The organism is Promicromonospora soli, from assembly GCF_014653785.1.
In the GTDB taxonomy this organism is placed as follows: Bacteria; Actinomycetota; Actinomycetes; order Actinomycetales; family Cellulomonadaceae; genus Promicromonospora; species Promicromonospora soli.
The window spans coordinates 58,756-71,099 of sequence record NZ_BNAS01000002.1 but is presented as its reverse complement, the minus strand read 5'-3'; the positions used below and the strand labels follow the sequence as shown (position 1 = coordinate 71,099).

At 67.9% G+C, this 12,344-nt stretch carries 7 protein-coding genes; 6 read left to right on the top strand and 1 reads right to left on the bottom strand.

Features of this window, described 5'->3' with window-relative positions; translation table 11 throughout:
- Window positions 1–42: 42 nt before the first annotated feature.
- The gene (locus IE250_RS06145) at window positions 43–3,660 is read left to right on the top strand and encodes an alpha-L-arabinofuranosidase family protein (protein ID WP_229872198.1); all 3,618 of its coding nucleotides are present in this window, start codon (window positions 43–45) and stop codon (window positions 3,658–3,660) included.
- A 131-nt stretch (window positions 3,661–3,791) separates the two neighbouring features.
- Complete coding sequence (locus IE250_RS06140; RefSeq protein ID WP_229872197.1) at window positions 3,792–4,571, top strand: GTP pyrophosphokinase; 780 nt, start codon at window positions 3,792–3,794, stop codon at window positions 4,569–4,571.
- A gap of 175 nt (window positions 4,572–4,746) precedes the next feature.
- Here IE250_RS06140 and arfA read toward each other — a convergent pair whose 3' ends face one another.
- Window positions 4,747–6,282 (bottom strand): arabinosylfuranosidase ArfA, encoded by a 1,536-nt coding sequence (gene arfA / locus IE250_RS06135; protein ID WP_189668432.1) that lies wholly within the window; start codon window positions 6,280–6,282, stop codon window positions 4,747–4,749.
- 112 nt (window positions 6,283–6,394) lie between these two features.
- Between arfA and IE250_RS06130 the strand changes: the two genes are divergently transcribed.
- From IE250_RS06130 to mmsB, 4 genes are all read left to right on the top strand, one after another.
- Window positions 6,395–7,510, top strand: coding sequence for a LacI family DNA-binding transcriptional regulator (locus IE250_RS06130; RefSeq protein WP_189668431.1), 1,116 nt, complete (start codon window positions 6,395–6,397; stop codon window positions 7,508–7,510).
- Window positions 7,511–8,257: 747 nt separating this feature from the next.
- A complete protein-coding gene (gene chvE, locus IE250_RS06125; RefSeq protein ID WP_189668430.1) occupies window positions 8,258–9,415 on the top strand; it encodes a multiple monosaccharide ABC transporter substrate-binding protein in 1,158 nt (385 codons plus the stop codon).
- Between the two features lie 162 nt (window positions 9,416–9,577).
- Entirely contained in the window at window positions 9,578–11,137 is a 1,560-nt protein-coding gene (gene mmsA, locus IE250_RS06120; protein WP_189668429.1) for a multiple monosaccharide ABC transporter ATP-binding protein, read from the top strand.
- The gene (gene mmsB / locus IE250_RS06115; RefSeq protein ID WP_189668428.1) at window positions 11,134–12,315 is read left to right on the top strand and encodes a multiple monosaccharide ABC transporter permease; all 1,182 of its coding nucleotides are present in this window, start codon (window positions 11,134–11,136) and stop codon (window positions 12,313–12,315) included. Before mmsA ends, mmsB begins: the two co-directional genes overlap by 4 nt.
- Window positions 12,316–12,344: the final 29 nt, after the last annotated feature.

Genomic DNA, 12,344 nt, shown 5'->3' with positions numbered 1-12,344 from the left:
GGCGAATGTCGCCGGGCGTTCCGATGACAAAGGAGTACATCGATGTACATGCACCCACCAGGGCGATCACGGCGGCTGTTGCTCGCCGGCGCCCTCACGTTGGGGCTCGTGGCCCCGACCGCGGCGGTCTCCGTCGCGGCGTCCGACAGTGCGGTGGGGGCGACGTCGGCCGCCGCTGCGGACGGCGACTACGCCGCCTACTTCTTCCCCTACTTCACGGGCGAGTCCACCGCCGACGGCGAGACCATCTCGTTCGCGGTCTCGGACGGACCGGACCCGCTGGAGTGGACCACGCTGAACGGCGGCAAGCCGGTGCTCAGCTCCGACCTTGGCACGAAGGGCCTGCGCGACCCGTTCCTGATCCGCGGCGGCGACGGCACGTACTACCTGCTCGCGACGGACCTGCAGATCTACGGCGGCGGCAACTTCGGCGACGCCCAGGAGACGGGCAGCCGGTCGCTCATGGTCTGGGAGTCGACAGACCTGGTGAACTGGGGCGAACAGCGCGAGATCGAGCTGGCCCCCGAGAACGCCGGCAACCTGTGGGCGCCCGAGGCGTACTGGGACGAGGCGGCCGGCGAGTTCGTCGTGTACTGGGCCTCCGCCCTGTACCCGGCCGACGTCCCGCCCGCGGAGCGTGACATCCGGACGTCGTACCAGCGCATGCTGTACGCGACCACCACGGACTTCGAGACGTTCTCGGAGCCGCAGCCGTGGATCGACGAGCCGCAGGGCAACGGGCTCGGCATGATCGACTCCACGGTCCAGGAGGAGGACGGCGTCTACTACCGTCTCACCAAGGACGAGTCGTACATGGGCATGCGGCAGGAGTCGTCCACCGACCTGCGCCGCACGCAGGGCGTGACCGAGGGCGACGGCTGGGACCTCATCGCCGAGCGTGTCGGATTCGGGCAGCCCAACCCCTGGGGCGGCACGTTCACCGGCGGCGAGGGGCCAACGCTGTTCCCGTCGCTCACCGACGACCGCTGGTTCCTGCTGCAGGACCAGCCGAGCTACCACGGCGGCCAGGGCTACATGCTCTTCGAGTCCGACGACCTGAGCAGCGGCAAGTGGACGGCCAACCTCGACGCGATCCTGCCGGCCAGCCCCCGGCACGGGACGGTCCTGCCGATCACCGCCGAGGAGAAGGCCGCGCTGCTGGCGGCGTACCCGCCGGCCGAGACCCCGATCCAGGAGCACACGCTCGACGTCGATGCGGCGGCCGCCGGCACGGAGATGAGCGACGACCTGTACGGCGTCTTCTACGAGGACATCAACTACGCGGCCGACGGCGGCCTGTACGCCGAGCTGGTCCGCAACCGGTCCTTCGAGTTCGCGGCCACGGACAACCGGAACTTCACCGGCATGACGGGTTGGGAAGTGGTGCAGCGCGGAGGCGCGGGCACCGCCCAGGTGCAGTCCGAGCGCGGCGAGTGGCTCAACGACGCCAACCGGGCCTACCTGACCGTCCAGGCCGACGGCCGCGGCGTCGGCGTGCGCAACGCGAGCTACAACGAGGGCTTCGCGATCGAGGAGGGCGAGAAGTACGACTTCTCGGTCTTCGCGCGCAGCGACCGGGGACAGCAGCTCCGGGTGAGCCTCGAGTCCCCGGACGGCGGCACCACCTACGCGTCCACCACGGTGTGGGTGAACGGCGAGGACCTGTGGAAGAAGCACACGGCGAAGCTCACGGCCCGCGGGACGGCGAACGACGCCCGGCTCGTGGTGACGGGCGGCGCGGCCGGCACGCTGCGCCTCGACATGGTCTCCCTGTTCCCGCGCGACACGTGGGTCGGCCCGGTCAACGGGCGGTCGGACCTGCGCAAGGACCTCGCGGAGAAGGTCGCTGAGCTGGACCCGTCCTTCCTGCGGTTCCCAGGCGGGTGCGTCACCAACGTCGGCACGTTCGACACGTACCTGGAGTCGGACGGCGCGGACCGCCGTCGGACGTACCAGTGGAAGGAGACCATCGGGCCGGTCGAGGAGCGCCCGACCAACTGGAACTTCTGGGGCTACAACCAGACCTACGGCCTGGGCTACCTCGAGTACTTCGAGTTCGCCGAGGACCTGGGGGCGACGCCGCTGCCCGTGCTGTCGGTGGGTGCCAACGGCTGTGGCAGCAGGATCCCCGAGATGACGGACGACGTCCGCATCGACCGCTGGGTGCAGGACACCGTCGACCTCATCGAGTTCGCCAACGGGTCCGTGGACACCGAGTGGGGCGCGAAGCGCGCAGCGCTGGGGCACCCGGAGCCGTTCGACCTGAAGTACATCGGCCTGGGCAACGAGGAGAACACCCGCACGTTCGAGGCCAACTTCCCGCGGTTCCGCGACGCCGTCGAGGAGGCGCACCCGGAGGTCACGGTGATCTCCAACACCGGCCCCGACGACGCCGGCGCCCGGTTCGACGAGCTGTGGAAGTACAACCGCGAGCAGGGCGTCGAGATGGTCGACGAGCACTACTACAACGACCCCTCGTGGTTCCTCAGCAACACGGAGCGCTACGACTCCTACGACCGCGAGGGCCCGCACGTGTTCCTCGGCGAGTACGCCTCGCGCGGCAACGCCTGGTCCAACTCGCTGTCCGAGGCCGCGTACATGACCGGTATCGAGCGCAACGCCGACGTGGTGGAGCTCGCCTCCTACGCGCCGATGTTCGCCAACGAGGACTACGTCCAGTGGTCCCCAGACCTGATGTGGTTCGACAACGACCAGTCGTGGGGCTCGACGTCGTACTACACGCAGAAGATGTTCATGACGAACACCGGCGACCAGGTGGTCCCGTCCACGCACGACGGCCCGGAGGAGGCGCCCGAGAACATCTCGGGTGGCGTCTTCCTCTCGACCTGGAACACCCAGGCCGCGTACGACGACGTGGTGGTCACCGACAACGAGTCCGGCGAGGTGCTCTTCTCCGACTCGTTCGGGGACGCGGGCCAGTGGCAGCCGCAGGCCGGGACGTGGGGTGTCCAGAACGGCGAGTACGTGCAGTCGGCCGGGAACGTCACCGACGCCCGCTCGATCATCACGGACGCCTACACCAAGGACTGGGACAACTACACCCTGGAGCTCGACGCCCGGAAGCTGGGCGGTAGCGAGGCGTTCCTCGTCGGCTTCGCCGCCGGCGGCCGGGACGACTTCTACTGGTGGAACCTCGGTGGGTGGAACAACAGCCGGCAGGCGCTGCAGCGGGCTGACAACAGCTCCGCCAACGAGGTCGCGGCCGTCGAGGGGCACCGTATGGAGACGGGCCGGGACTACCACGTGAAGGTCGTGGTCTCCGGGCGGACCATAAAGCTCTACCTCGACGGTGCGCTGCAGATGACGTACACCGAGCCGACCACCGAGTCGCTGTACCAGGTGGTCACCCGGGACGCGGAGACGGGTGAGCTGGTGCTCAAGGTCGTCAACCCGTACGACTCCGTGGCACGTACGGCGGTCTCGGTCGACGGGTACTCGGTCGCTCCTGAGGCTGAGGTCATCGAGATGAGCGGGGCGCCGTCGGCGATGAACACCAAGACCCAGCCCGAACGGGTGGTGCCCGCCGAGGGGCCGACGACGCTCGACGTGTCGCCGTCCGACGGCGGTTCCGGGTTCAGCTACGACTTCCCGGCCCACTCGATCACGTTCCTCCGGCTGTCGGAGGCAGACGCAGGCTGATGGCCAGTGGCGGGCCCCGCTGTCGGGCTTGTCCCCCGCTGGTCGAGCTTGTCGAGACCCAGGTCCCGACAAGCTCGACCAGCGGGGCCTTTTCAGCCCCCAGCACCGCCGCGTACCCGTACGGTGGTCCTGTGAGCAAGCTCCCCGAGGACGTCCGGGAACACCCGATACCCGATCCTGCCGAGCTCCGAACACTGGTGGTCGAGCTGCGCCGGCTGGTGCTGACCTACAAGTTCGGGATCGACGAGGTCATGACCAAGGTCTCGATCCTGCGGGACGAGTTCCGGCACATGCAGAACTACAACCCCGTGGAGCACGTGGGGTCGCGGCTCAAGTCGTTCGAGTCGATAGTCGCCAAGTGCCGGCGCAAGGGCATCCCGCTGACGCCGGAGGGCGTCCGGGCGCAGATGTTCGACATCGCCGGGGTGCGGATCACCTGCAGCTTCGTCAACGACATCTACCTGGTCCGCGACATGATCCTGAAGCAGTCGGACATGACGCTCCTGGAGGAGCGGGACTACATCAAGCACCCGAAGGGGACCGGGTACAAGTCGCTGCACCTCATCGTGCAGATCCCGGTGTTCCTGTCCGACCGGGTCGAGAACGTCATCGTCGAGATCCAGCTGCGCACGATCGCCATGGACTTCTGGGCCAGCCTCGAGCACAAGATCTACTACAAGTACGACGGCGACGTGCCCCGGCACCTCACGGACTCGCTCAAGCTCGCGGCGGACGTCGCCTGGTCGCTCGACACCTCGATGGAACGCATCCACGACGAGGTCAAGGCCATCTCGGGCGACGCGGAGCCGGTGGCGAGCCGGCACAATCTCCACACCCCGGAGGAGATGCTGCGCGACTTCTGGCGCGCCGCCGAGGCGGACGGCGGCTTCGGTTTCGACAGCAAGACCTGACCCGTGCCGAAGTAGGGCGGATTAGAACTGCAGCGAGATAGAACTGCAGCGAGATAGAACTGCAGCGAGATAGAACTGCAGCGAGATAGAACTGCAGCGAAGTAGAACTGTGGCGAGATAGATACCCCAGCCCAGCTGGGCTTCTATCTCGCCACAGTTCTATCTCGCCAGAGTTTTACTTCGGCGAGGTGAGGGTTCCCGACAGGGCGGTCCAGGACTCCGGCGGCAGCGTCACCGTCGTGCTCGACGCACCAGCGTCGCCGGCCACGCGCCCGGCGACGTCGAACTCGCCCCAGTGCTCGGCGGTCACCTTCTCGGCGTGCTCGGGCCCGACGACGGCGGGCTCGTGGTCAGCGGTCATGGACCAGCCCTCGGCGATCTCGAGCGCCGCACCCAGGTGCGCCACCTCGACCTCGACCGGCTCCGCGGAGCGGTTCGTCAGGAACAGGGCCACGGCGCCGTCCGCCAGCGTGGCCGCCGCCGTCACTGCAGGCACCTCGCCGTGGGCCTTGGTCGTGATGGTCGGCGCGGACACGCGCAGGTCGAGCGCGTCGCCCTGGGCGAGCCGTGCCGTCGTCGCGAAGGGGTGGAACGTGGGCTGGCGCCAGGCCTCGCCGCCGGGCTCGGTCATGATCGGCGCGATCACGTTGACGAGCTGGGCGAGGCAGGCGACCGGCACGCGGTCGGCGTGGTTCAGCAGGGTGACCAGGAGGTCGCCAACCACCACGGCGTCGAGCCCCGAGTAGACGTCCTCGATGATGCGCGGCGCGTCCTTCTGGATCGGCAGGTTGTCCTCGCCCGGGAAGCGGCTCTGGTACCAGACGTTCCACTCGTCGAACGAGATGGTGATGCGCTTGTCGGAGCGGCTCTGCGCGCCCACGGCGTCGGCCGACGCCGCCACCCGTTCGATGAACCGGTCCATCGCCGTGCCCGACCCGAGGAACGACGCGCGGTCGCCGTCCACCTCGTGGTAGTAGGCGTGCATCGAGATGTGGTCCACGAGGTCGTACGTGTACTCCAGGACGGTGCGCTCCCACTCGCCGAACGTCGGCATCTCCATGGACGACGATCCGCACGCCACCAGCTCGATCGACGGGTCCACCTGCTTCATCGCGCGCCCGGCGTTGCGGGCGAGCTTGCCGTACTCGTGCGCGTCCTTGCGGCCGACCTGCCACGGGCCGTCCATCTCGTTGCCCAGGCACCAGAGCTTGACGTCGTACGGCTTCTCGCGGCCGTTCGCGATGCGCAGGTCGGCCCAGCGGGTGCCGGCCTCGCCGTTGCAGTACTCGAGCAGGGCCACGGCCTCCTCGACGCCGCGGGTGCCGAGGTTGACCGCCATCATCGGCTGGATGCCCTCGCGCTCGGCCCACTGCAGGAACTCGTCGGTCCCCACGACGTTGGGCTCAACGGTGCGCCAGGCGAGATCGAGGAACGGCTTGCGCTGCTCCACGGGCCCGACGGCGTCCTCCCACCGGTAGTTCGACACGAAGTTGCCGCCCGGGTACCGGACCGTCGTGACGCCGAGCTCGCGGGTCAGGTCGGCGACGTCGCGGCGAAAGCCGTGGCCGTCCGCCGTCGGATGGCCGGGTTCGTGGATGCCCGTGTAGACCGCGCGGCCCAGGTGCTCCACGAAGGAGCCGAACAGGCGGCGGTCGACGGTGCCGACGGTGAAGTCGGGGTGCAACAGGACGCGGGCGGGGGAGGTCTGCATTGTTCCTCGCTGATGGGTCGGGCTCTACAACGTTGCACACTATCCGATCGACGACGCGGGAGCGACGCCGTCCTCTACTCTGTGGGAAAACTCGGAACCGGAGGCTGGCAGCGTGGCCGTGACGATGCACGATGTGGCGCAGCGCGCTGGTGTGTCCATCAAGACCGTGTCGAACGTGGTGAACGGCTACCCGTACATCCGAGCGGAGACCCGGCAGCGGGTCGAGTCGGCGATCGACGACCTGGGCTATCGCGTCAACATGTCCGCCCGGAACCTCCGCACGCGCCGCACCGGCCTGATCACGCTCGCGGTGCCGGAGCTCTCGCTCCCGTACTTCGCGGAGCTGGCCGACGCCGTCATCTCCGCCGCCGACGACGCCGGGTGGACCGTGCTCATCGAGCAGACCAGCGCCAGCCGCGAGCGGGAGACCGAGGTGCTCTCCGGCCGGCGCCGGCACCTCACCGATGGGCTGATCTTCTCGCCGCTGGCCCTTGGGCCCGACGACCTCGGCCTGTTCACCGTGGAGTACCCGCTGGTGATCCTCGGCGAGCGCGTGTTCGGGGCGCCCGCCGACCACGTGACGATGAACAACGTGGCCGCGGCCAAGGCGGCGACGCTGCACCTGGCTTCGCTCGGCCGCCGTCGGATCGCCCTGATCGGGGCGCACGCGGGCGAGCAGGTCGGGTCGGCGGCGCTCCGCACGACCGGCTACCTGGAGGGTCTGGCGGAGGCCGGGCTGCCTCACGACCCCGCCCTGATCGGCGAGGCGGGCCTCTGGCACCGGTCCACGGGCGCCGAGGCGATGAGCCGCATGCTCGACGACGGGGTGGAGGTCGACGCCGTCTTCGCGCTCAACGACGCGCTGGCGCTGGGTGCGCTCCACGCCCTGCACGCGCACCGGATCGACGTCCCGCGGGAGGTCGCTCTCATCGGGTTCGACGACGTCGACGACGCTAAGTACTCGGTCCCCGCCCTGTCCTCCGTGGACCCGGGCCGGGACCAGATCGCGCGCACCGCCGTGGACCTGATGGTGGAGCGCATCGGCGCGGCCGGCGACGACCAGGCGCCGTTCCGGAGGGTGGTGCCCGACTCGCGGATCATCGGCCGGGAGTCGACGGGCGACGTCGCCCCGGGCGAGCGTGAGCGGGTGGTCGCTGTCCAGGAGGGCGGGACCGAGGTGGTGGCGTCCGCGTGGCCGCCCGCGCGTGATCGGCAGAATGTTACGTAATTGGCATCTAAAACGGATTGCCTATCGTATTACCCATCATCGACGTTGAACCCTTTTGTCAGGTCGACGAGTACTCGCAACAAAAGCCATCCGGCCTTTTACAACGGTGAAGAGAATCCGCGCGAACCCGCGGAGCGACACGATCTCGCTAGGGCGTTGACGCGACGGCCCCGTCCGCCATGGCTGGGGCGGGTGAGATCCGCCGGTTCTTCTCAGGTGGTTCTGCCGCTTTTGCGGTCCGAGATCGTGACTGTGCCGCGTGTCACGTCTCGCCACGTGAAACACTTTTCCCTGATCCTGGCCGTGCTGCGGGCTCTGGAGAGTCGCCGGTAACGGGCTGAGCAGCCGCGTTGGTAAGCCCTTTCCACCACGGCGCGGAGCCGAGCAAGGTCCGGTGCGCGGATCGGGCACCGCACCTTACCTCTGTGTAGTTCCGCTGGTCGGGGCGTTGCTGCCCTCGAGCGGTGCTCGCAGGGCGGGCTGTCGCCGGGGAGGCCTGCGGGGAGGCGTGTGCCGGGGGGATCCAGGATCAAGGCTTCCTTGACACGACCCGGACGGTATCGATGCCGTAACCATCCGAGATCCTGTCGTTACTTTTCCTCAACCGCGACTACGGTGATAGCGTCACCGATCAATCGTGGCGGAGTTCACCCGACACGATTTTGACCAACGCTCGTGTGAGCGTTAACAATCGGTAGTCGGCCGGGTCGCAGAGAAGTGCCCGGAGAAACTCGAAGAGGAGAAGTCATGGCAAGGAAGCTGTGGGCCACACGCGGTCTGGCCGCGCTGGCAACGGGCGCGATGGCCGTGTCGCTTGCCGCGTGCGGTGGTGGCGGTGCCGGTGGCGGCGGAGGCAACGACGAGGGTGAGACCCCGATGGTGGGCGTCGCCATGCCTACGCAGACCTCGGAGCGCTGGATCGCCGACGGCGACGCCGTCGAGAAGGGCCTCAAGGAAGCCGGGTACGACGTCGACCTGCAGTTCGCGGGCGACGACATCCCGACGCAGCAGCAGCAGGTTGACAACATGATCACCGGCGGCGCGGACGCCCTGATCATCGCGGCCATCGACGGCACGGCGCTGGGCACGCAGCTCGACGCCGCCCAGGCAGCCGACATCCCGGTGATCTCGTACGACCGCCTGATCCGGGACTCGGACACGGTGGACTTCTACGTGTCGTTCGACAACTTCAAGGTCGGGCAGCAGCAGGCCACGTCGGTCCTCGCGGGCCTGGGGCTCGTCGGCCCGGAGGGCGAAGAGGTCGCGGACGCGCCCAAGGGCCCGTTCAACGTCGAGCTGTTCGCCGGCTCGCTGGACGACAACAACGCGCACTTCTTCTGGGACGGCGCGATGGATGTGCTCCAGCCGTACTTCGACGACGGCACGATCGTCGTCCCGTCCGGACAGACGGACATCGAGCAGGCCGCGACGCTGCGGTGGCAGCAGGAGACCGCCCAGAAGCGCATGGAGGACCTGCTGACCGAGACGTACAACCAGGGTGAGGTCCTGGACGGCGTGCTGTCCCCGTACGACGGCCTGTCGCGCGGCATCATCACCGCCCTGCAGAACGCCGGGTACGGCGAGGGCGACAAGCCGCTGCCGGTCGTCAGCGGCCAGGACGCCGAGATCGCGTCGGTCAAGATGATCGCCGACGGCGTGCAGTACGCCACGATCTTCAAGGACACGCGTCTGCTCGCCGAGCAGGCCGTCATCGCCACCCAGGCTTACCTGAACGGTGAGGAGCCCGAGGCGAACGACACCGAGTCGTACGACAACGGCGAGATCATCGTCCCGTCGTACCTCCTGGACTCGGTGATCGTCTACAAGGAGAACATCAACGAAGCCCTTGTGGAGACCGGCTACTGGACCGAGGAAGAGGTCGCTTCCGGCCAGGACGCGGGCTGATCCTCCCTAGCACGCCCGGTCCGACGCCGAGCCCGTACGGGCGCCCCACCCCAGCCACAGGCCGGGGTGGGGCGCTCGCCCGGGCCCCACGCTCCGGCGTCGGGCATCATCTTCAAGTAAGCGCGAACCTCCGTGCGCGACCAATACGCGACAAGGACTGGCATGGCCGAAACGGCGCCGACCGACATCCTCGAGATGCGGGGCATTACCAAGACCTTCCCTGGGGTCAAGGCGCTCCAGGACGTCAACCTCACCGTCCGCCGCGGCGAGATCCACGCGATCTGCGGCGAGAACGGGGCGGGTAAGTCCACCCTCATGAAGGTGCTCTCGGGTGTGTACCCGCACGGCACCTACGAGGGCGACATCGTGCTCGACGGCGAGAACGCCGAGTTCGGGTCGATCAACGACTCCGAGGCGCGCGGGGTGGTGATCATCCACCAGGAGCTCGCGCTGGTCCCGTACCTTTCGATCGCCGAGAACATCTTTCTCGGCAACGAGCGTCGGCGGGGCGGCGGCGCCATCGACTGGAACCGCACCAACCAGGAGGCGGCCCAGCTGCTGGAGCGCGTCGGCCTGAAGGAGGAGCCGACCGTACCGGTCTCCGTGCTCGGCGTCGGCAAGCAGCAGCTCATCGAGATCGCCAAGGCGATCTCGAAGGATGTGAGCCTGCTCATCCTCGACGAGCCGACCGCGGCCCTCAACGACAACGACTCCGAGCACCTGCTCGACCTGCTCCGGCAGTTCCAGGCGCAGGGGATCACCTCGATCATGATCTCCCACAAGCTGGGCGAGATCGCCGAGATCGCGGACCGCACCACGATCATCCGCGACGGGCAGTCCATCGAGACGATCGAGATGAACGGCCCCGGGGCCCCGGAGGGGGACCTGCAGGACCGGATCATCCGCGGCATGGTCGGCCGCGACCTGGAGCACCGCTACCCCGAGCGCGATTCGCACCCGGGCGAGGAGGTGCTCCGCGTGGAGGACTGGACCGTGTACCACCCGACCCAGCAGGGGCGGGTCATCGTCGACAAGGCGAACCTGACCGTGCGCGCGGGCGAGGTCGTCGGCATCGCCGGTCTCATGGGCGCCGGGCGCACCGAGCTCGCGATGTCCCTCTTCGGCCGCTCGTACGGCCGCGACATCTCCGGCAAGGCGTACGTGCACGGCAAGGAGATCGACCCGAAGTCGGTGCCGGACGCGATCCGGTCCGGCATCGCGTACGTCTCCGAGGACCGCAAGCACTACGGCCTCAACCTCATCGAGGACGTCCGCCGCAACATCTCTGCGGCCAGCCTCGGCAAGCTGGCCAAGAACGGCTGGGTCAACGAGCACGAGGAGCTCAAGGTCGCGGGCGAGTACCGCGAGTCGATGAACATCCGCACCCCTAGCGTGCTGGTGGAGGTCAACAAGCTGTCCGGCGGCAACCAGCAGAAGGTGGTGCTGTCGAAGTGGCTGAACACCAAGCCTGAGGTGCTCATCCTCGACGAGCCGACCCGCGGCATCGACGTCGGTGCGAAGTACGAGATCTACACCATCATCAACAAGCTGGTTGCCGAAGGGAAGGCCGTGCTGGTCATCTCCTCGGAGCTCCCCGAGCTCCTCGGCATCTGTGACCGCATCTACACGCTGGCCTTCGGCCGCATCACTGGCGAGGTCTCCGTTGACTCCGCCACTCAGGAAGGACTCATGGCACTCATGACGCAGGAGAACCAGTCATGACCGGTATCGCAAGCCTCAAGGACCTCTTCACGAGGAACCTGCGCCAGAGCGGCATCTACATTGCCTTCGTCGCAATCATCGTGCTGTTCACGGTGCTGACGGGCGGGACCTTGCTCGGCCCCACAAATATCACCAACCTGGTGCTGCAGTATTCGTACATCCTGATCCTCGCGATCGGCATGGTCATCATCATCATCGGCGGCCACATCGACCTGTCCGTGGGGTCGGTGGTCGCACTGACGGGCGCGGTCGCGGCGGTGGTCGTCATCCGGGAAGGCATGCCCTGGTGGGTCGGCGTGCTCGCGGCGGTCGGCACCGGCCTGCTGGTCGGCGCCTGGCAGGGCTTCTGGGTGGCCTACGTAGGCATCCCGGCGTTCATCGTGACCCTGGCCGGCATGCTCCTGTTCCGCGGGCTGACGCTGCAGGTGCTGAACAACATCTCGCTGTCGCCGTTCCCGTCGGAGTACTCGCGGATCGCCTCGGGCTTCTTCAACGGCCTGCTCGGCGGAGCCGGCTACGACGTGTTCACGCTGGTCATCTTCGGTATCGGCATCCTCGGCTTCGCCTACAACTCGTGGCGTAACCGCCGCGCGCGCATCTCGTACAACCAGGCTGTCGAGGCCGCTCCGTTCTTCGTGCTCCGGCTCGTGGTGATCGCCGCCGTCGTCATGTGGTTCGCGTGGCAGCTCGCCACCTCGCGCGGCCTGCCGCTGGTGCTCATCATCCTCGGTGTGCTCGTGCTGGCGTACACCATGGTCACCAAGCACAGCGTGTTCGGCCGGCACGTCTACGCCATCGGCGGCAACCTCGCCGCGGCGCAGCTCTCCGGCGTCCGCGTGAAGCGCGTGAACTTCTGGATGTTCGTGAACATGGGCTTCCTCTCTGCGGTCGCGGGCATCGTGTTCTCGGCCCGGTCGAGCGCGGCCCAGCCGGGCGCCGGCAACGCTCTCGAGCTCGACGCCATCGCAGCCTGCTTCATCGGTGGCGCTGCGGTGACCGGTGGCATCGGCACCGTGACGGGCGCGATGGTCGGTGGCCTGATCATGGCCGTCATGTCGAACGGCATGTCGCTCATGGGCATCGACCAGTCCGTGCAGCAGGTCGTCAAGGGCATCGTGCTGCTCCTGGCTGTCGCGTTCGACGTCTGGAACAAGAAGCGGGCGTCCGCCACCCGCTGATCCAGTAGTCCGCCGAACCCGTTGATCGA

Excerpts from the sequence above, each read along its gene's own strand:
- mmsA (WP_189668429.1), top strand. The coding sequence starts at position 9,578 with ATGGCCGAAACGGCGCCGACCGACATCCTCGAGATGCGGGGCATTACC.
- chvE (WP_189668430.1), top strand. The coding sequence starts at position 8,258 with ATGGCAAGGAAGCTGTGGGCCACACGCGGTCTGGCCGCGCTGGCAACG.
- IE250_RS06145 (WP_229872198.1), top strand. The coding sequence starts at position 43 with ATGTACATGCACCCACCAGGGCGATCACGGCGGCTGTTGCTCGCCGGC.
- arfA (WP_189668432.1), bottom strand. The coding sequence starts at position 6,282 with ATGCAGACCTCCCCCGCCCGCGTCCTGTTGCACCCCGACTTCACCGTC.
- mmsB (WP_189668428.1), top strand. The coding sequence starts at position 11,134 with ATGACCGGTATCGCAAGCCTCAAGGACCTCTTCACGAGGAACCTGCGC.